Source organism: Clostridium niameyense (assembly GCF_001243045.1).
In the GTDB taxonomy this organism is placed as follows: domain Bacteria; phylum Bacillota; class Clostridia; order Clostridiales; family Clostridiaceae; genus Clostridium_F; species Clostridium_F niameyense.
The window spans coordinates 1,427,412-1,448,616 of record NZ_LN849007.1; the positions used below are offsets into that span (position 1 = coordinate 1,427,412).

24 protein-coding genes are annotated in these 21,205 nt (G+C 28.2%); 2 read left to right on the plus strand and 22 right to left on the minus strand.

Annotated elements, in window-relative coordinates; genetic code table 11:
• Nucleotides 1-16 precede the first annotated feature (16 nt).
• Nucleotides 17-673: a Crp/Fnr family transcriptional regulator gene (locus BN1711_RS07720; protein ID WP_050607583.1), complete on the minus strand. Its 657-nt coding sequence runs from the start codon at nt 671-673 to the stop codon at nt 17-19.
• A gap of 256 nt (nt 674-929) precedes the next feature.
• On the opposite strand from BN1711_RS07720, the gene larA reads away from it, so the two are divergent.
• Together larA and larD are read left to right on the plus strand one after the other, a co-directional pair.
• Nucleotides 930-2,213: a nickel-dependent lactate racemase gene (gene larA, locus BN1711_RS07725; protein ID WP_050607584.1), complete on the plus strand. Its 1,284-nt coding sequence runs from the start codon at nt 930-932 to the stop codon at nt 2,211-2,213.
• Between the two features lie 193 nt (nt 2,214-2,406).
• Nucleotides 2,407-3,117, plus strand: a complete 711-nt coding sequence (larD, locus tag BN1711_RS07730) for a D/L-lactic acid transporter LarD (protein ID WP_050607585.1) — start codon at nt 2,407-2,409, stop codon at nt 3,115-3,117.
• Nucleotides 3,118-3,241: 124 nt separating this feature from the next.
• On the opposite strand, the gene spo0A is transcribed toward larD, so the two are convergent.
• The 21 genes from spo0A to spoIIIAA form a co-directional block, all read right to left on the minus strand.
• A complete protein-coding gene (gene spo0A / locus BN1711_RS07735) occupies nt 3,242-4,057 on the minus strand; it encodes a sporulation transcription factor Spo0A (protein ID WP_050607586.1) in 816 nt (271 codons plus the stop codon).
• Nucleotides 4,058-4,237: 180 nt separating this feature from the next.
• On the minus strand, nt 4,238-5,464 hold the full coding sequence (gene spoIVB / locus BN1711_RS07740) for a SpoIVB peptidase (RefSeq protein WP_050607587.1): 1,227 nt from the start codon (nt 5,462-5,464) through the stop codon (nt 4,238-4,240).
• A 243-nt stretch (nt 5,465-5,707) separates the two neighbouring features.
• The gene (gene recN / locus BN1711_RS07745; protein WP_050607588.1) at nt 5,708-7,411 is read right to left on the minus strand and encodes a DNA repair protein RecN; all 1,704 of its coding nucleotides are present in this window, start codon (nt 7,409-7,411) and stop codon (nt 5,708-5,710) included.
• Between the two features lie 14 nt (nt 7,412-7,425).
• Nucleotides 7,426-7,875, minus strand: coding sequence for an arginine repressor (locus BN1711_RS07750; RefSeq protein WP_050607589.1), 450 nt, complete (start codon nt 7,873-7,875; stop codon nt 7,426-7,428).
• Nucleotides 7,876-7,877: 2 nt separating this feature from the next.
• Nucleotides 7,878-8,723 carry an NAD(+)/NADH kinase gene (locus BN1711_RS07755; RefSeq protein WP_050607590.1) on the minus strand — a complete coding sequence of 282 codons (846 nt, stop codon included), beginning with the start codon at nt 8,721-8,723 and terminating at the stop codon, nt 7,878-7,880.
• Nucleotides 8,723-9,544 carry a TlyA family RNA methyltransferase gene (locus tag BN1711_RS07760; protein WP_050607591.1) on the minus strand — a complete coding sequence of 274 codons (822 nt, stop codon included), beginning with the start codon at nt 9,542-9,544 and terminating at the stop codon, nt 8,723-8,725. The genes BN1711_RS07755 and BN1711_RS07760 overlap by 1 nt, the downstream gene beginning before the upstream one ends.
• Before the next feature lie 20 nt (nt 9,545-9,564).
• Nucleotides 9,565-11,430, minus strand: a complete 1,866-nt coding sequence (gene dxs / locus BN1711_RS07765) for a 1-deoxy-D-xylulose-5-phosphate synthase (protein ID WP_050607592.1) — start codon at nt 11,428-11,430, stop codon at nt 9,565-9,567.
• A gap of 2 nt (nt 11,431-11,432) precedes the next feature.
• Entirely contained in the window at nt 11,433-11,939 is a 507-nt protein-coding gene (locus tag BN1711_RS07770) for a CNNM domain-containing protein (protein ID WP_050608468.1), read from the minus strand.
• A gap of 813 nt (nt 11,940-12,752) precedes the next feature.
• On the minus strand, nt 12,753-13,643 hold the full coding sequence (locus BN1711_RS07775) for a polyprenyl synthetase family protein (protein WP_423243700.1): 891 nt from the start codon (nt 13,641-13,643) through the stop codon (nt 12,753-12,755).
• A gap of 9 nt (nt 13,644-13,652) precedes the next feature.
• Entirely contained in the window at nt 13,653-13,868 is a 216-nt protein-coding gene (locus BN1711_RS07780) for an exodeoxyribonuclease VII small subunit (protein WP_050607594.1), read from the minus strand.
• 18 nt (nt 13,869-13,886) lie between these two features.
• Nucleotides 13,887-15,086, minus strand: coding sequence for an exodeoxyribonuclease VII large subunit (xseA, locus tag BN1711_RS07785; protein WP_050607595.1), 1,200 nt, complete (start codon nt 15,084-15,086; stop codon nt 13,887-13,889).
• 72 nt (nt 15,087-15,158) lie between these two features.
• On the minus strand, nt 15,159-15,560 hold the full coding sequence (gene nusB, locus BN1711_RS07790; protein ID WP_050607596.1) for a transcription antitermination factor NusB: 402 nt from the start codon (nt 15,558-15,560) through the stop codon (nt 15,159-15,161).
• 107 nt (nt 15,561-15,667) lie between these two features.
• Nucleotides 15,668-16,063, minus strand: a complete 396-nt coding sequence (locus BN1711_RS07795) for an Asp23/Gls24 family envelope stress response protein (RefSeq protein WP_050607597.1) — start codon at nt 16,061-16,063, stop codon at nt 15,668-15,670.
• 78 nt (nt 16,064-16,141) lie between these two features.
• On the minus strand, nt 16,142-16,675 hold the full coding sequence (locus tag BN1711_RS07800; RefSeq protein ID WP_050607598.1) for a SpoIIIAH-like family protein: 534 nt from the start codon (nt 16,673-16,675) through the stop codon (nt 16,142-16,144).
• A 61-nt stretch (nt 16,676-16,736) separates the two neighbouring features.
• Complete coding sequence (spoIIIAG, locus tag BN1711_RS07805; protein WP_050607599.1) at nt 16,737-17,336, minus strand: stage III sporulation protein AG; 600 nt, start codon at nt 17,334-17,336, stop codon at nt 16,737-16,739.
• A gap of 12 nt (nt 17,337-17,348) precedes the next feature.
• Nucleotides 17,349-17,927, minus strand: a complete 579-nt coding sequence (gene spoIIIAF, locus BN1711_RS07810; protein WP_050607600.1) for a stage III sporulation protein AF — start codon at nt 17,925-17,927, stop codon at nt 17,349-17,351.
• A gap of 20 nt (nt 17,928-17,947) precedes the next feature.
• Nucleotides 17,948-19,105: a stage III sporulation protein AE gene (spoIIIAE, locus tag BN1711_RS07815; protein ID WP_050607601.1), complete on the minus strand. Its 1,158-nt coding sequence runs from the start codon at nt 19,103-19,105 to the stop codon at nt 17,948-17,950.
• A gap of 8 nt (nt 19,106-19,113) precedes the next feature.
• On the minus strand, nt 19,114-19,497 hold the full coding sequence (spoIIIAD, locus tag BN1711_RS07820) for a stage III sporulation protein AD (RefSeq protein ID WP_050607602.1): 384 nt from the start codon (nt 19,495-19,497) through the stop codon (nt 19,114-19,116).
• A 38-nt stretch (nt 19,498-19,535) separates the two neighbouring features.
• Nucleotides 19,536-19,733 carry a stage III sporulation protein AC gene (gene spoIIIAC / locus BN1711_RS07825; protein ID WP_050607603.1) on the minus strand — a complete coding sequence of 66 codons (198 nt, stop codon included), beginning with the start codon at nt 19,731-19,733 and terminating at the stop codon, nt 19,536-19,538.
• A 13-nt stretch (nt 19,734-19,746) separates the two neighbouring features.
• The gene (spoIIIAB, locus tag BN1711_RS07830) at nt 19,747-20,265 is read right to left on the minus strand and encodes a stage III sporulation protein SpoIIIAB (protein WP_050607604.1); all 519 of its coding nucleotides are present in this window, start codon (nt 20,263-20,265) and stop codon (nt 19,747-19,749) included.
• A gap of 1 nt (nt 20,266) precedes the next feature.
• Nucleotides 20,267-21,184 carry a stage III sporulation protein AA gene (spoIIIAA, locus tag BN1711_RS07835; RefSeq protein WP_082174084.1) on the minus strand — a complete coding sequence of 306 codons (918 nt, stop codon included), beginning with the start codon at nt 21,182-21,184 and terminating at the stop codon, nt 20,267-20,269.
• Nucleotides 21,185-21,205: the final 21 nt, after the last annotated feature.

Below are 21,205 nucleotides of genomic sequence, written 5' to 3' on the forward strand. Positions count from 1 at the left end.
GTTAGTATTTAAACTATTACTCAAGTACAAAACCAAACAAATACTCAATATCCAGTATATGTATCCTTTGATCTACAATATCAATTATTTTTTCTTTTTTCAGTTCACTAAGGATACGATTTACACTGTTTCTTGTGGAAATACCACAAAATCCCGCTATATCCTCATTAGTTATTGGAAAGTCAATTAAATATCCTACTTTTTGTTTTTTACCAAATTTACTAATCAAATTATACAAAAATGCACAAACTGCGCCCTTTTTACTATTCATAATCATAACTTGCTGATTATGTATACTTTCAGATAATTTAGATCTATAATAATCTTTTATGTATTGTTGTAATTCTAAATTATTATTTACATATTGCCAAAATGTAACCCGTGGAATTTTATAAAAAATCGCTTCCTCAGATTCAACTCTTACATTAAATGGTGAAGATGTATAATTACTAACTTCATCTCTTAATAAGGAGATAATATCAGGAACACAAATATAAGAAATGTTGAACTCGCGTCCATTCTTTAAGATAATACTTGTTTTAATTATTCCTTTTTTCAAAACATAAGTATATTGTTGTTCTAATCCATAATAAGTTAAATATGTATGATATTTCTTGGTAATAGTTCTTGTGTTTCGTTTTTCTAAAAATTCAATTAAAAACTTTGAATCCACACTATATCCTCCTAAATATTAATAAATTACTTAACTATACAATTTAAAAATCCACAATTTTTTCTACAATTATGCCTCTAACATTTATAAAAATTTTAATTAAAATAAATAAAAATTAACTATATATTTAAAGGAAATAGTTCAAATATACAATTTAATATCAAATGAGGTTAACATTTGTTAACCTCATTTGATATTTTATCATATTTTATTTTAAATTACACTAGTTAACGTTAAAAAAAAGGAGATGAGGATTATGTTAAACTTCAAATTACCATATGATTCCAAAACAATAAATCTTGAATTAGAGGAAAAAAACTTTATAGGCTTATTAGAATCAAAGCAAGGAACTTATGAATCTAAAGAAGATGAACGTGAAATTGTTGAAAAATCTTTAGATAATCCAATAGGTGGTCCTTCCTTAGAAAAATTAGCTAAAGGTAAAAAAGATATTGTAATCATAAGCAGTGATCACACTAGACCAGTTCCTTCTCATATTATTACACCTATTTTATTAAGAAGAATTCGTACTGTAGCTCCTAATGCACGTATTCGTATTTTAGTTGCTACAGGTTTCCATAGACCAAGTACAAAAGAAGAATTAATCTCTAAATACGGTAAAGAAATTGTTGACAATGAAGAAATTGTAATGCATGTTGCTACAGATGATGCATCTATGAAAAAGATTGGAACTCTACCAAGTGGTGGAGAATGTATAATTAATAAAATTGCAGCTGAAGCTGATTTACTTTTAGCTGAAGGTTTTATTGAAGCACACTTCTTTGCGGGATTTTCTGGTGGCAGAAAATCAGTGTTACCTGGTATAGCTTCATATAAAACAATTATGGCAAATCACAGTGGAGAATTTATTGATAGTAAAAATTCTCGTACTGGAAACTTATCTAAAAACCTAGTTCATGAAGATATGGTTTATGCTGCAAAAACTGCAAAACTAGCTTTCATCATCAATGTTGTATTAAATGGTGAACATAAAATTATCGGATCTTTTGCTGGTAATTTAGAAAAAGCTCATTTATCAGGTTGTGAATTTGTAAATAGTTTAGCTTGTGTAGATAAAGTTGATTGTGATATAGCTATTTCTACAAATGGTGGATACCCATTAGATCAAAATATTTATCAAGCAGTTAAGGGAATGACTGCTGCAGAAGCAACTTTAAAAAAGGATGGAATAATCATTATGGTTGCTGGATGTAGAGATGGACATGGCGGACAAGCTTTCTATGATAACGTGGCTAATGTTAAAGATCCTCAAGAATTCTTAGATTTAGCTGTTAATACACCTAGATTAGAAACTTTACCAGAACAATGGACATCACAAATCTTAGCTAGAATTTTAGTTAATCATAAAGTTATTATGGTTTCTGACCTAGTAGATCCTTCATTAGTTACTGGCTTACACATGGAGGTTGCAAAAACTATTGATGAAGCTTTAGAACGTGCCTTTGAATTAAAAGGAAAAGATGCAAAGGTAGCTGTAATCCCTGATGGACTAAGCGTTATAGTTAAAGGTAAAAACTAAATTTTATTTGATAATCATCACATTTATTTAATATCTTATACTTCGGTTTCAAGTATAAGATATTAAATAAATTAATGGAATTATTATAGATTTATAAAAATATGTAAAACTTATTTAATATTTAATTACTGTTAATTCATTACATTTATTTTTAAATAAAAAATTATATAAAACATAATAGGAGGAAAAGAATATGTTTGAACATTTACTTGCTGAATTTTTAGGTACTGCGCTTATGATTATATTCGGTGTAGGCGTACATTGTGATGAAGTACTAAAAGGTGCTAAATATCGTGGAAGTGGTCATTTGTTTGCCATTACAACTTGGGCATTTGGTATCACAATTGTTTTATTTGTTTTTGGAGGAGTTTGCCTTAACCCAGCTATGGCATTAGCTCAAAGTATATTAGGGATGATTCCTTGGTCTTATTTTATACCTTATTCTATAGCAGAATTTTTAGGTGCCGTTGTTGGTGCATTAATTGTATACGTAATTTATGCTGACCAATTTAAAGCTAGTGAAGGGGAAGTAGATCCAATTGCTGTTAGAAATATTTTTTCTACTAACCCAATAATTCGTAATTTACCAAGAAACTTCTTTGTAGAAATGTTTGCAACTTTCGTATTTATATCTTGTATTTTAGGAGTTGCAATAAAAAATGAAACAATGTTACCAATAGCAGTAGGTCTTTTAGTTTGGGCAATTGGTATGGCATTAGGTGGTCCTACTGGTTTCGCAATGAACCAAGCCCGTGACTTAGGTCCAAGACTTGCTTTTCAATTATTACCAATAAAAAATAAAGCTAATAATGATTGGCAATATGGTTTATTAATACCAGGTACAGCACCTTTTGTTGGAGCTGCATTAGCTGCCCTATTTATTCGTTGTTACTTTGGCGTTTAATACTCTAATTTACTAATTTATTTAAATTAAAAAACTTTCTTCGTTTATTAAAAATGAAGAAAGTTTTTTAATATTATGCTAGTAGTATAAAAGTGAATTTTTCCAAACTATTAATTTTTCTAACTTAACTTACTCTGTTTTTTAATCTTAATTTATCAGCAACCATTGCAATAAACTCTGAATTTGTAGGTTTACCTTTGTCATTATGAATGGTATAGCCAAATATTTTATTTATTGTTTCTATTTGGCCTCTAGACCAAGCTACTTCTATAGCATGTCTTATAGCTCTTTCTACTCTACTTGCTGTAGTATTATACTTCTTAGCAATGGATGGATATAACTCCTTTGTAACTGCTGATAAAAGCTCCATATCATTTACTACCATGGTTATAGCTTCTCTTAAGTACATATATCCTTTTATGTGAGCTGGTACACCTATTTCATGTATTATATCGGTTATTTCCTGTTCTAAGTCTACCGGCTCATTTTTAGTTATGCTTACCTGCTGTGGTACATCATTTATAGTAACAGGTTTTTTTGTTTCCTCATCTGTAATAGTGTTGTTAAACATTTGTCTTATTCTCTTTGTAAATACATCCATATCAAATGGTTTAACAACGTAATAATCTGCCCCTAATGTTATGGCTCTTTGGGTTATCTTATCTTGACCTACTGCAGATAATACAATTACCCTTGGTAATGGTTCTATATCCATACTATTTAACTTTTCTAACACTCCTAGTCCGTCTAAATGTGGCATTATTATATCTAATATTATTAAATCTGGTTTTTTCTCCTCCACAAGTTTTAAAGCTTCTACACCGTCATTTGCTATACCTGTGACTACTATATCCCTTTGGTTTAATAGATAATCACTTAAGATGTTGCAAAATTCCTTATTATCATCTGCAATGATAACATTAATTTTTGTTTCTTCCATAGAACGACTCCCCTTTTCTATTAATTACCATATCTTAACAAATTATTATTTCGACAAAAGTAAAACAAATCCTTCTTATTTATAAAATTTTTATATAAATAATATAAGATAGTATATTATTATACTATCTTATATTAATATAGTATCATATATAAATTTATTTGTCATAAAAATTACAAATTAGTTATTTTGAAGCAATCCTGCATCTTTTAGCATCCATTCTATATAAATACCATATCCTACATCTGGTCTATTTATAAGTACATGAGTTACTGCGCCTACTATTTTATTATTCTGTATTATAGGGCTTCCACTCATTCCTTGAACTATTCCACCTGTTTTTTTCATAAGCTTTTCATCTGTAACTTTGATTATCATACTTTTAGGACCAGGTTTATCTTGGGACAATAGTTTTTGAATTTCTATATTATATAGTTTTGGCTCTTCTCCTTCTAAAGTAGTTAAAACCTGAGCAGGACCCTCTTTTATTTCATTTCTTAGAGCTACTTCCATTGGTTTTTTATATATTTTGTTATCCATTTTTAAATTACATGTTCCAAATATCCCACATTCTGTATTATTCTGTATCTGACCTAAAATTAAATCTTCATCTAAAAATATACCTTTTAGTTCCCCAGGACTTCCTTTTATACCTTTCTTTACAGAAACAATAGAGGAAGGAACTATTTCCCCAGAATCTATAGTTAATATTGTTCCTGTATCTACATCTGTTATAGGGTGGCCTAATGCTGCGAATTTGCCCGTTTTGTTATGATAAAATGTTAAAGTCCCTACTCCAGCTGTAGAATCTCTAACCCACAATCCTATCTTATATCTATTATCTTTTTTACTTTGTATAGGCTTTACACCTTTTACGATTTTTTTACCTTTTCTATATAATGTTATCTTTATTTCTTTTCCATCACAAGAACCTACTTGCTTTTCTACATCTTCTGAATTATTTACTTCCCTATCGTTTATTCTTACTATACTATCTCCTATTTCAACTCCATTTAAAGCTGCTGGACTTTGTGTTTTTCCATCCTTACCTTCTATATCAGATAAAGCTATTACTAATGCTCCTTTAGTATTTAATTTTACTCCAATAGGTCGGCCTCCAGGGTATACTGTAATGTTTTTGGATACAGATTTTAAGTCCACAGATTTTACTGGAAGCACTCCTAAAATTTTAACATCTAACTTTTTGTTGTAAGATTTAATATCTGAATTTACATTTTTACTATTGCACTCTTCAGTTAATTTTATAAAATTATTATTTTTTACATTTTCCCCTTCTCTTACAAAAATAGTTGTAGGTATATTTTCAATTTTAAAATAGGTAATTAAACTTATTAACAGGATAGGAATTAAAAAAAAGCTTAATACTTTTTTAAATTTTTTGTGCATAATTTTACCTCCTGTTTCAAAACTTTATTTAATTTTAAATTTCCCCGTTTAGTTTTTTATTATGCTATTATATAGTTTCATTAAAAACCAATACTTTCTTAATTTTTTATTAAATATGTTTTTACTGTAATTTATGCTTATTATATTATTCTTGACATTTATTTTTATTGTTAACAAAAATAAAAAAAATATATCCTCATAAATTTATATTATAAGGATATATCTTTTATTTATTTATAATGGTTATTTTTTTAATTTTATTATTTCTTTTTTCTTGTTATCTGCTATTTTTATCATTTCCTTAGAATTTTCAAAGGTTATATCTGTAATATTATACCCACCAATTATTCTTGCAATTTCTTTTTGTTTTTCTTCTTGATTTAATTTTTTAATTCTAGTATAAGTTTTATCATTTATTATTTCCTTATGTATATAATAATGATTGTCCGACATACAGGCTATCTGTGAAAGGTGAGTTACACAAAATATTTGATGTCCATAAGATATAGAATACATTTTTTCCCCTACACTTTGAGCTACTACACCACTTATTCCTGTATCTATTTCATCAAATATAACTGTTGGTATTTTATCCTTGTCTACAAATACCGTTTTTAAGGCTAGCATTATTCTTGAAAGTTCTCCTCCAGATACTACTTTATCTAAAGGTTTAAGCGGTTCTCCTGGATTAGTAGACACATAAAATTCCACCCTATTCATACCATTTTTCAAAATTTTGTCTATTAAATCTATCTTTATTTTAAAAACAGTTTTTTCTAGTCCTATGTATGCTAACTCTTTCTTTATATTTTTTTCTAACTCTTCCGCATAATTAGATCTTATATCGTGTATTTTTAAAGCTATATTCTTAATGATATTCTCTAGCTTTTCTTTTTCATTTTTTAAATTTTCTATTATTTCTTCACTATTTGACATTTCTTCATATTGTTTGCTTATTTTATCTCTATACTCTAATATTTCTTTTATTGTACTACCATACTTCTTTTTATATGTAGATATCTGAAACAATCTACTATTTATAGAATCCAATTCATTTTCATCATAATAAAATTGATCCTTTATATCTCCTACATTTCTTATAGTTTCCTCTATAATGTAGTAAGCATCCTTTAAAGAGCTTTCTATATTTTTTATTTTATCTATACTATCTATAGATTGTAACTCCCTTAATACATACCCTAAGCTTTCAAAAATAGAAAAGCTTTCTTCTAATCCGCCATATAAAATACCATAACTATTTAAAAGAACTTTGCTTATTTTTTCTGCATTAGAAAGCTCTTTAAATTTTTGTTCTAATTCCTCTTCTTCTTCAGCTTTTAAGTTAGCATTATCTATTTCATTTATTTGGTATCTTAAGAAATCCATTAACTTTTCTCTTTCACCGTTTTCTCCTGAAAGTTCCTTTATTTTTTTGTCAATTTCATATAAATTATCATAATGCTCTTTATAGCTTTTTATTACTTCATATATTTCTTTTTCTGCGAAATAATCTAAATAATTTATATGATTTTCTATGTTTAATAAATTTTGATTTTCATGTTGACCATGTATATCTAATAAAGTTGCACTTATTTCTTTTAAACTTGATAATAATATACTTTTTCCATTAACTTTTGCTATACTTTTACCATATTGAAAAGTTTCTCTACTTATTATAAGTAAATCATCAAATTCTATATTATATTTTTTTAAAATATCTATAGTATTATCATTTTCAATGGTAAATATTGCTTCTACATAAGTTTTATTTTCCCCAGTTCTTATCAAATCTCTATTAAATTTGTTGCCTAATACATAGCTTATAGCATCTATTAGTATAGACTTTCCTGCTCCAGTTTCTCCAGTAAAAACATTAAATCCCTTATTAAAAGATATACTAAGTTCTTCAATAAGCGCAAAGTTTTTTATATTAAGTTGAAGGAGCATATACATCCCCCTTACTATTTTAAAATTTGTTTCATTTTTTGAACTACTTCCTCAGCTTTTTCATTATTTCTTGCTATAGCAAATATAGTATTATCCCCTGCAATAGTTCCAGCTAATCCATCAAGACTTAATGAATCCACAGTTTCTGCCGCTGCTGATGCCGAACCTGGTATAGTTTTTATAATAATAAACTTTTCTATGTTCTCTACACTAACTACAGTTTGAGAAAATATATTAACAAGTTTATCAGACATAGTACTTTCTGTATGATTTATAGTAGCATATTTATATTTACCAGAATCAGCTAATACCTTTATAAGTTTAAGTTCTTTTATATCCCTTGAAACAGTTGCTTGAGTAACATTCATTCCTATTTTTTTTAATTCTTCTGCAAGTTCCTCTTGAGTGTCTATATCCTTTGAATTTATTATTTCTAAAATTTTAGCATGTCTTGAAACTTTCATATTTATTCACCTTCGCATTCTTTAGATCTATAAGTAATTTTTTTTCTTAATATTTTAAAATAATTTTTATTCTTAAATTTTATAATTTTGCATTTATAATCAGATTTACTTACAGTAACAGCATTTTTATAAAGCTTTCTATATACCTGGCCATCTACAGTTAAAACAGGTTCTTCATAACTTTTATTTATTTGTATATAAATTTTACTGTTTCCATTTAATATTATAGGTCTTATGCCTAAAGAATGTGGACATATTGGAGTAACTTCTACTACATCTAAATTTGGATAAATAATAGGTCCTCCTGCTGAAAGAGAATAGGCTGTAGAACCTGTAGGTGTTGATATAATAACACCATCTGCCACAAAAGTAGTATAAAAAACATCATCTATATATATACTGTACTTAACTATTCTAGATAAATTTCCTTTATTAATTACTACATCATTTAAAGCTAGCAATTCTTCTTCATGATGATCCTCTAGAAAATCACATTTAAGCATAATTCTATCTTCTATAATATAATTTCCATTAAAAAGGTTTTCTATAGCATTTTCACACTCTTCCATTTCTACTTCTGCTAAGAAACCTAAATGTCCTTTATTAATACCAAAAATAGGCACTGAGTATTCTGCTAAATTTCTTAAAGTACTTAATATAGTACCATCTCCGCCTAAAACTATTAGTGCATCTAAATTTTTGTTTTTTTCATCTTTTATTCCTTTAGAGTCGTAAAATAGTTTTACATTAGCTTCTCTACACTGTTTATATATACAATTAGTTATAAAATCAATTGTATCCTTGCTTATATTTTTATCTGTATTTATATTTATACCTATATTTTTCATTACTTCTCCCCATTTAAGTTTCCATGTGCCTTATCTACAATATAATCTACATAATCATGAGTGAAATTTGATTCCCTATGCATATCCTTTGTAACATATATAAGATATTCTATATTTCCTTCTGGTCCTTTTATAGGAGAATAATCTAATGACAATATATTAAGATTATTATTTTCTGCGAAATTAACTATTTTATTTATAACTTCTTTATGAGTACCACTTTCTCTTACTACACCTTTTTTACCTACTTTTCCTCTACCTGCCTCAAATTGAGGTTTTATAAGTGCCATAATTTCTCCATTGCCTTTTAATAACTTCATAACTACTGGCATTACAAGCTCTAAAGATATAAAAGATACATCAATGCTTGCAAAATCCCCCAATTCTCCTAAATCTTCTGGATTAACATATCTTACATTGGTTCTTTCCATGCATACTACCCTAGGATCAATTCTAAGTTTCCATGCAAACTGACCATAGCCTACATCTATTGCAAATACTTTTTTTGCTCCATTTTGAAGCATACAATCTGTAAATCCACCAGTTGATGCACCTATATCTAAACAAGTTTTTTCTTTTAAATCTATATTGAAATTATTAACAGCCTTTTCTAATTTCAATCCACCTCTACTTACATAGGGAAGTTTTTGTCCTCTAAATTCTATATTAGAACTTTCTTTTACCTTTTCTCCACATTTATCTACTCTATTTTCATCTACAAATATTTCTCCTGCCATTATGCTAGCTCGCGCTTTTTCTCTAGAATCAAAAAAACCTTTTTGTACCAATAGCACATCTAATCTTTCTTTTTTCTCTGCCATAATTAACTCCTCTATACTTATTATATTATTTTCATTACACTTTTGATAATACCTTCTGTATCCAGCCCTTCTGATTTATATAATAATTCTACATTACCATGAGGTACAAATTTGTCTTTAAAGGCTAAATTTAACACTTTCGTGTTGGTATTTATACTGTTTATGTACTCTAATACCATACTGCCAAATCCACCATGAAGTACATTATCCTCTATAGTAATTATTTTATAATGATTTTTTATAAAATAATTTAGTAAATTTTTATCTAAGGGTTTAATAAATATTGCATTAACTACTGTTACATCTATTCCTATTTCCTTTAATTTTTCCTTTGCCAACAAAGCATGTTGAACCATTTTGCCTGTAGCTATTAAAGCTATCTTACCCTCCTTGGAAATCACTTCCCATTTACCTTTTTCTATATTTACATTAGGTAAAAGTTTTAATTTCTTAATATCTCCACCTCTTGGATAACGAATAGCTATAGGTGAATTTTCATTTAATGCCCATTTTAAAATATATGTAAGTTCCTCAGTACACTTAGGTGCAACTATAGTCATGTTAGGCATATGGGTTAAATAAGATAAATCAAAAATTCCTTGATGAGTTTCTCCATCATTTCCTACAATACCAGCCCTATCTATAGCGAAAACCACAGGTAAGTTTTGTATGCATATATCATGTATTATTTGATCATATGCTCTTTGAAGAAAAGTAGAATATACAGCAAAAACTGGTTTAAGCCCAGCTGTAGCCATACCTGCCGCTAATGTAGTAGCATGTTGTTCTGCTATACCTACATCAAAAAATCTATTAGGATAAGTTTTAGCAAATTCTGAAAGTCCCGTACCATCTCTCATTGCTGCTGTAATAGCAACTATATTTTCATCTTCCTTAGCAAGCCTTGTTATCTCCTTGCCAAAAATCTTAGAATAAGACACACAGGCCTTAGAATTAACCTCTCCACTATTACAGTTAAAAGGTCCTATGCCATGAAATTTATCTGGATATTTTTCAGCATACTCATATCCTTTACCTTTTTTAGTAATAGCATGAATTAAAACTGGACCTTTTATATTTTTAGCCATAGCCATAACTTCTGTTAATTCTTTTATATTGTGACCATCTATGGGTCCTAAATATTTTATACCTATATTTTCAAAAAACATTCCAGGTACAACCATTTGTTTTATACCATTTTTCATCTTCTCTAAGGATTTAGCTACACCCCTACCTATATTAGGTATTTTTCTTAAAGTAGTATCTACTTCTGACTTAAGTCTATTATATGTAGGATCTACTCTTATTTTACTTAAATAGCTAGACATACCTCCTACATTTCTACCTATAGACATTTGATTGTCGTTTAATATTATTATAACATTAGTTTTATTAAAACCTAGATCATTTAAAGCTTCAAAAGCCATGCCTCCTGTTAGTGCTCCATCACCTATTACAGAAATTACATTATATTTATCTTTTTTTAAATCTCTAGCCCTTGCAATACCTAATGCTGCAGATATAGAAGTGCTACTATGTCCCGTTTCAAAAATGTCATAGATACTTTCACATCTCTTAGGAAATCCACTTATTCCTCCGTACTGCCTTAATGTATTAAATTTTTCTTTTCTTCCTGTTAATATTTTATGTACATATGCTTGATGACCTACGTCCCATATAAGTTTATCTTTATCTAAATCAAAAACTTTATATATACTCAAAGTAAGTTCTACTACACCTAAATTAGATGCTAAATGTCCTCCTGTTTTTGAAACATTTTCTATTAAAAATTCTCTTATTTCAAAAGCAAATTCATTTAACTCTTTTGTAGACATAGACTTTATACTATTAGTATTTTTATAATAATTATCTAGTATTTTTTTCATCTTCATCTATCCTTTTTAAAAAAATGTATAATATTAGAAACTTTTCTCACGATTTCGTTACTATTCTTTATAGCAAAACCTTTTCCTAATGCTTTTCCTCCTATTGTTGCTGCTCCTACTAGTACTCCTATTAAAGTAGTTATTATAGTTGTATTTATATCTCCTTTGTAAGCTATAATCTTACTAGCTATAATAACTCCGATGGAACCACTTACTATTCCACATACGTCTCCTACTACATCATTACAAAAACTTGAAACCTTATCTGCATTTCTTATAAGTTTTACCGCAATTTTTGCACCAGATACTTTATTTGCAGCCATAGAATGAAAAGGAACTTCATCTGCAGCTGTTACTGATACTCCTATTATATCAAATATTATACCAATTAATATTATAAATATTAATATAATAAAAGCTACTAACAAATTTACATTTTTTAGTAGCACATCTGAAATAAGAGATATACTTCCAGAAAAAATCATGGACCATACTATAATGGTAGCCATCCATTTTATATTAACACTGGAATTACTCTTTTTATTATTTTTTTTACTTGCCAATTGACTCTTCCTCCAATAAATTATAAAAAAGTGGTAATACTTTAGGTTAATTTTGCGGCTTAGGTCTAGTTGGATTTCCCATAAAGCAATCAAAATGTCGCCATTTTGACGGTTTCCCTTTAATGCCTTATCCATACAATAAAATGTATAGTACTAGATTGCCACTTAGTCCGCACTGCAATCCCTAAAATATCTCTAAAGTTAGAACAGTCTAGGAGATTTCCTCTACAGTTGGGTATATCTCTAGCCTCTTTTGCAACATAGGTTTCAGTAAGCAATAGCTTGAAAGTTTGGCCTTCCTTTCAAGTTTAGACTTAACCTCTCCCTATATCACTCAAGGCAGGCTACACTGCACATAGCATTTAGCCACATTGCAGGTTTAATCCATTATCGTCTATAGGATATCTCTCCCTATACACAAGTAATGGTCTCCGCGAAGGTAGGGTCAATTGCGCATGCCATTGCGGTTGCCCCATCCCCCTTACTCCCAGCACCAACCCACAACTGGGCGTCATAAGCCAGCACCAAGAGCTTCATCGATGTGCCCTTTGGCGGATTTTTAGCCCCGCCTTCAAAATATACTTACCTGACTAGAATACTGCACCACTTTTAATAAAATCTATATATTCAACAATTAAGATAAATTTCAAATTTATTAATTACTAGTGTTTCTAGCAAAGTAGTTTTTATTATATCATATAAAATTAGTTATTGCATTGGTTTATTTTTAAATTTTATTTATTTATAAACCATTTAAGTTTAATAATCTCTTTTTAATAAAAATAGTGTAATATCTCTTAATTTTTCTGTGTTTCTGTCCAACTTATCTAATATATTTAAACAATCTTTAGTTAAGTTTTCACACATAGTCTTACAGTTTTCTATACCATAAACTTTTATAAATGTAGTTTTGTTATTTTCTTCATCACTTTTTACTTTTTTACCTAATAACTTTGAATCTCCTGTTACATCTAATATATCATCTTTTATTTGAAATGCTAATCCTAACTTTTCTCCAAAATCCTCCAAGTAATTTAAATCTTCTAAACCTGCACCAGCAGCTGTAGCACCAGCTAATATAGATGCTTTAATTAAAGCTCCTGTCTTTTTTTTATGCATATAATTTAATTGTTTTTTAGATATTTCTTTATTTTCACTTAAAATATCCACTACTTGACCACCTATCATTCCATTGACTCCAGCTGCTTCAGATATTAAATAAGCTGATTTTAAGGCATCTAATCCATTTTCTATTGAATATTTAAACATTATATTCATAGCTTCATTTAAAAGTCCATCCCCTGCGAGTATTGCGATAGCCTCGCCAAAAACCTTATGATTAGTAGGTCTTCCTCTTCTTAGATCATCATTATCCATACTAGGCAAATCATCGTGAATTAGTGAATAGGTATGTATCATTTCTATAGATGCTGCCATTTCTATAGCTTTATTGTAGTCTTTTTTGTAAAGTTCATAAGTATTTAAGAACAGTATGGGTCTTATTCTTTTTCCACCAGCTTCTAAACTATAGGTCATAGCTTCATATATCTTCTTATCATAAGAACCTTTATTCTTGAAATAATCCTTAAGATGTTTATCTATTTTCACCTTTAATTCTCTCATGTTTTCCATAGATTCATCAATCCCCATTCCTAATTTTTATAAATTTTGAAATTCTTCTTCACCGTTTTCTGTGAGAATCTTTATTTTGCCTTCTGCATCATTTAATATTTTATATAACTTATTGCAAAGTTTTACACCTTCCTCATATTCTTTCATAGAATCTTCTAAGGTTATGTCCTCACTATCCATTTTGTCTACTATAGTTTTCAATTTACCTAGCATAGTTTCAAAAGTTTCTTTTTTCCTCGGCATAATATCCTCCTTAAATTACTATTTTACTTCCTCTATCTTTAATTTTGTACTTCCATCCTTAAAAGTAATATGAATAAAGTCCTTATTTTTTAAGTTATTCTTACTTCCTATAACAATATCATTGTCATCTTTTACGATGGCATAGCCCTTATCTAATATATTAAGAGGATTATGAGCTTTTAAAAGTTCCCTAAGTCTATAAAGTCTTTCTTTTTCCCAATTTACCTTTGAAGTAATTTTTATATTTAAAAGTTCTTTTAACTTATCTATATTATTGTATTCATTTACTATAATATTAAATGGGGTATTAGATTCTAATCTATGTTTTAAAAAAGCTAATTGATTCTTACCCTGTTTAAATAAATTATCCATGGAATTTTCTAAGTGATACTTATAGTTTATTATTTGATTTTCCCATTCTTCTTTATTAAACACTGCAATTTCTGCTGCTGCTGAAGGAGTAGGTGCTCTTTTGTCACTAACAAAATCTGCAATAGTAAAATCCGTTTCATGTCCAACACCTGTAATAATTGGTTTTTTAGAGTTATATATAGCATACGCTAAATTCTCATCATTAAAGCTCCATAATTCCTCTATAGAGCCACCACCACGGGCTATTATTATTATATCTATATCCTCTATTTTATTAAGTTTCTCTATACCCTCTATAATAGTTTTACTAGCATCCGTTCCTTGTACTAAAGCTTTGCATATTAAAATATCTATAGATTTATTTCTTCTCGTAGTAACATTTATGATATCTCTTATAGCAGCCCCTGTAGGAGATGTTATAACCCCAATTTTTTTAGGAAACTTAGGAATAGATTTTTTGTGTTCTTCATCAAAAAGCCCTTTCCTACCAAGCTTTTCCTTTAACTTTTCAAAAGCCATATAAAGATCTCCAAGTCCTTTAGGATTCATATCCACACAATAAAGTTGATAAATGCCCTCCTTCTCATATACAGACACATAGCCATTTATCACTACATTCATTCCGTTTTCTGGTATAAATTTTAATTTTGCTGCATTACTCCTAAACATTATACAATTTATTTTGCTAAAAGAATCCTTTAATGAAAAATAAATATGACCACTACTATGTATCTTTAAATTAGATATTTCTCCCTCTATCTTAGAGTTATTTAATATAAAATCATTATTTAAAATATTTTTTACATATTTATTTAATTCTGAAACTGTTAAGGTTTTAATATACATAAAATTCACCTTTTATCATAATATTATTTAATATAAAAGTGAAAAGCTGAGCTCTCCACTTTCATACAAGTATTATCTTTTAATCATATTTCCTAAAACTCCATTTATAAACGAAGCAGATTTTTCTTCTGAGTATTTTTTAGCAATTTCTATAGCTTCATTTACTGCTACTTTATTTGGTATTTCTTCTTCATATAATACTTCATAAGTAGCTAATCTTAATATAGTTAAATCTATTTTTGATAATCTTGAAAGTTTCCATTTTAATAAGAATTTCTCTATTTCTTTATCTAATTCTTCTCTATGTTCTTCTACACCTTTTAAAATTCTAACTATGTAATCCATGTCTAAATGATTTTCTTTTTCATCTAAAATTTCTTTAGAATTATCCACAACATCTTCGTATTTTTCACCATTAATAGTTACTTGGAATAGTAATTTCATTGCTACTTCTCTTGATTTTGTTCTGTTCATATTTTCCTCCTACATTTACATTATATATTTTTTATTATTAGCACTTTTATTAATATTAATCTTTTACATAGAAACACCCTCTCTCAGAGAGGGTGAATAATATTTTATTATTGTTCTAAATCTATAAACTCCTCTGGTTCTTTATCCATTTTAGGTATCATTACGTTTTGTACATGTATATTTACTGCTGAAACAGTAAGTCCAGTCATAGTTTCTATAGATCTTCTTACATCTTCTTGAACTTTTAAAGCAACATCTAAAATTTTAATTCCATATTCTACAACTACATATAAATCTATAGATACGCTATCCTCAGTTGCATTAACCTTTACACCTTTAGATAGATTTTTCTTTCCTTTAAGTATTTGAGTTATGCCACCTACTACTCCTGAACTCATTCCTACTATGCCTTCAACTTCTGAAGCTGCAAGACCTGCTATAACTCCTACTACTTCGTCAGATATTTTAACTATGCCCATATCATTCTTAATATTTTCTTCCATATCCGTACCTCCTAAGTTTTGCAAAGCAAACCATAATCTTAGGTTAATTATATCAAAAGGAAGTATTTTTTACAATTATTATTGTTTAGTTTCAATTTCTACTTCTTGTATATTGGAAACATTTACCACTACATTTCTTATATCTCTAGTTTGCTTATCTGTCAATTTTTCTTTTCCCTTTACCATTATTCTAACTTTATTGTTTTCTATAGAACATACTACGTCATCATAACCTTTGCTTTTTAGTACAGATTCTATTTTAGATTCGTAGTTTGAATTCATAGCTAGCTTTGTATACTTTTCAACTGCCTCTTTTTTGTTTTCCTTAGGTACATTTTTATCATCTATTAAAGATTTTAATGTTTGAAGTGTTTGTGCTGTTTTTTGATCCCTTGTAAGTTTAGTCTCTGCAAAAAATTCTGATTGAGAAGTATTTGCATTAGTTTTCTTCTCCTCTTTTTTAGAATTGTTATAAGTATCATTAAAAGAAACAGTAGTACCTTCCTCTGTCCCATTTACATAAAGGGGATTATTGAGTTTAGTCGCTATTACGCCTGTACATACTATAAGTGCTAATAAGGTTACAATTATGGCTCCTTGTTTTTTATTCATATAATTCATTCCTCCCATTTATAATTCTAAAAGATTATATGCTTAAAAAATTATTAATATACTACTTTTTCATAGGATATACATTAACTTTATACTGAGGTACATTAAATAAGTCCACCACAGCCTTTGATATCCTAAGCTTTGTAACACTATCTTCAGCCCCCTGGGCTACTATACAAATTCCTATAATTTTAGGCTTGTATTCTTTTACTATAAGAGGCTCTGTTTTATCCCCATTGTTGGTTACAACTACATTACTTCCTTCGTTTTCTTGAGTTGTATTTCTAACTCCACCCTCTGTATCCTTTTCTACACTTTTATTTGTAGAGTTATTTACATTTACCGCTGGAACTTTTTCTTCTCCACTTTCAAAATTTATCATAACCTCAACTTTTCCAACACCATCAATTTTCTCCAATGTACTTTTTAATCTATTTTGAAGTTCTTCTTCATAATTCTTATCTTTATCCTCTTTAGTAGCTTGTAAATTCTTTTCTTCTGGCTTTGGTTCCTTATTTTTTCCCATAGTAGATATATCTTTAAAAAAACTTCCACATATTAAAAATAACAAACCTACCACAACTAGTATCAGTATATTTGAGCTTTTCTTTTTTCCCTTAAAATTTTTTTCAAACTTCTTAAAAAAATTATTAAGATCCATAGATTCCCCCCCCTAAAGCTTATATACTTTTATTTTATTGGAAGATATTTCAAATTCCTTTATAATAAAATCTTTTATTTTTTCCTCTCCTTTGCATTCTTTTTCCTGTCCATCCTTAATATTTTTACTTATATTGACTTTTTTAACCTTTTCCACCTTACTATCTTTAACACCTATTTTCATAGATTTTATTTCTATAGTATTTTTTTCATAGTTATAATCCACTTTGGTGTCCACTTTATATTTATTTTTAGGAAACTTTTGTTCTAATTTTTTTTTAGTCTCATTATTTAAGTTCATTTTAAAGTTTTTTAAAGTTTCTTCATTATTTTTCTTCTTATAATCTTCAAAATCTTTTTGATAATCAATTTTTTCTAGAGAATGTGAAGCTTTTTGTGCGTACATAGCCATATCATAATCATTATGAAAAAGTTTTATAATTGGATTTAAAATTACCATCATAAGTATTAACCCTAAAACAAACTTAGCATATTTTTTTATGGAATTATTAGGCAATATCATTTCTATGGCAGTTATAAAAAGTACTGCTACACATATATTAGTAATCCAATTTTTAATCCAAAGTAACAATATAACACCCCATTTATATGTTATCCCCCTATCATAATTTTACCTGCTGACGCCATTATAGCTATCATTATAAAGAACATAACCGATACACATATAACACAAGATAAAATAAGTATAAGTGAATCCCCTGCAGCTCCTATAGAATCTACAAGTCTACTATCACTTATTGGTTCTATTAAAGCTGCTGATATTTTATACATAAATGCCATAGTTAAAATTTTTATAACTGGTACTAAAAGCATGACTATAATTACTATAAGTCCTAAACTACTTATTGAATTCTTAAGTAGTAGTGAATATCCTGCTACAGTAGATATAGCATCTGATAAGCATTTTCCAACTACAGGTATAAAATTATCTACTGCATATTTAGCGGTTTTTGCCGTAACCTGATCTATAGTTTTAGCACTTATACCTCTAATGGTGATTATACCTACAAATATGGTCATAACTATACCTTGTATCCAAAGCACTCCCTGATTTAAAAGTTTTATAAGCTTACTTATTTTATAATCGGAGGATAAATTGTTTACAAATTGAAGTACAAAAGCCATACATATTATAGGTATTATTAAATTTGAAAATATACTAGCTCCTATATTTAAAGCTCCTATAACAATGGGATCTATTAAAGTGGCTTCAGCAATTCCTCCAACTCCAGCTATCAGCATTATTAAAATAGGTATTAGTGCCATCATAAAATTAGTCATTTTAGTTATAGCATCTCGTGCTATGCTAACACCCATATAAAAACTTTTAGAAAGTATTATTATTATTAAGGCATAACATGCAAAATAGGCTATATTAGATAAACTTTCATTACTAAAGGCCTGTTGCAAGTTTTTCAAAAGAGCACAAATTATTGCTACTATCATAAGTACTCCTATTAATTTCATTGAAGCTGCTACTTCTTTAAACATGTATGTAATACTAGCTGTTGCTATTTTTTTAATAGGAACATTGCCCTTTCCATTTTTCATAAAGCTCTCTACATAATCTTTAGCATTAATATCTTTTAATATTTCATACTGGTTTTTTATGTTAGATATATAATCATAAAAACTTTGTATCTTTTCATCTTCTTGCCTTAATTTTTCTGTTTTAGTCGGTGCAGCTTGTACATTAACCCCTAACATTAGAACCAATATAAAAACTATAACTATAGTAGTTTTTTTCATATTCTCACCTACATAATCTTTAAAATTGACTTAAGTACAGCCATAAGAATCGGTACTGCAAGTCCAAGTATTAATATTTTTCCGGCAAATTCAACTTTAGATGCAATATTGCCTTCTCCTGCATCCTTACATATTTCACTACAAAAGGTTGATAAATAAGCTATACCTAATATTTTAAAAACCGTATTTAGATAAACAAAATCTATATTTGCCTTAACTGCTAATTGTTGAATAAATTGCAGGATAGCTGTTATTTTAGTAATTAAAAATAAGAATATTAAAACTCCTGCTGCAATGCTTATCTGTACTGCCAAATCATCTCTTCTTCCTTTAAAAACAAGACTTAAAAACATAGCAATAAAAGCAAAAGCCACTATCTTAATAATCTCCATTTTCTCCTCCTAAACTTTCTTTAAATGTAGCTTAATGCTTAAAGCTGAAACATAGTTCTTACTGCATTAAATAATCTACTTATTAAATTTATTACCATCATAAGTATAATAACTATTCCTGCTAAATTAGTTAATACAGCATAATCATCTTTACCACTAGATTTTAATATTTTATCTAATATTATTATTAGTATGCTTACTGCTGCTATTTTAAATATCAATTGTACATCTAGCATATTAATCCCCCTCTTATATAAATATAATCACTAGAGTAGCTCCTATAGTAAATCCCAAGTATCTATACATTTTTACACTTTTAATCATTTTTTCTTCAGCTTTTCTGCATTGATTTTTTAGATTATATAAACTTAAATCTATCATTTTCTTTTGACCTTCCAAATCCGACTGTCCTAATGCTTTAGATAAGTCTAAAACTATTTTTATATCTTCCTTATTTAAAGAAAGTATTTCATCGTTGTTTTTAAATGCTATATAAAAAGCTTCATATACACTATTCACTTCATTTTTATATAATATATTTGCTATCTCTTTAAAAATTTTATTTATAGGATATATAGTCTTTTTAGATATATTAATAAGGATCTCTGGCATTAAAGTATAAGAATACATCATTTCATTTTGAAGTTGACTTATACATATCTCTAATTCTTTAAGCTCCTTTGTCCTATCCTTAAACCTTGCAGCATATATAAATCCCCAAATAAGGCACCCTGAAAACACTAATATATTTCCTATGGTTTTAACCATGTTATGCACCCCAAATCTTTTCCTTTCTATTAAAGTCATATATATATTCTAAAGTTCCTACTCCTTTCCTAGAACTTAAAACCACTGCTCTTTTAAACACATTATTTTCAACTATATCTTTAAATACTGGTCTTTTATAAAGATCTTCTATACCAAAGCCGTGTATTGTAGTAATTAGATTTACACCTGAATTTAAGGCACATAAAATACTTTCCATATCCTTATAAGTGCCTATTTCATCACAAACAATTACATCTGGTGCCATGCTTCTTATAGCCATAATTATTCCTTCACTTTTAGGACAGTTGTCCATTACATCCGTTCTATACCCTATATCTAATTGAGGAACACCATTAAAAGACGCTGCTATTTCACTTCTTTCATCAATTACACAAACCTTTTTTCCTTTAAAATTTGAGTTTTTTACACCTGTAGATAAATTTTTAACTATATCCCTTAAAATAGTTGTCTTTCCACATTTAGGTGGGGAAATTATTATAGTGTTTATTACTTCTTGATTTTTTACTATAAAATTCATTATATCTTTTGAACAACCTAATACTTGTCTACAAATTCTTATGTTTAAAGAGCCTATATTTTTTATTGTTTTTACTTTTCCTCCATCTATAATGCATCTTCCACAAATCCCTACTCTGTGACCTCCATTTATAGTTATATATCCTTGCTTTATTTCTTCTTCAAAAGTATACATGGAATAATTACTCATTCTTTGCATAATGCTTGTCATATCTTTAATATTAACTATATAAGAAGAAGAAACTTCTTTATTGTCTACCTGAAAAAGTAGAGGTTTTCCTATTTTAATTCTTATTTCTTGTAATTTATCTAGATTGTTTATATTCGAAAGTTGATTATTTAAATTTTTAGGTAGTACCTTAAATATTTCTTTTGTATTCATCTTTTTCATCTCCTTTCTTAA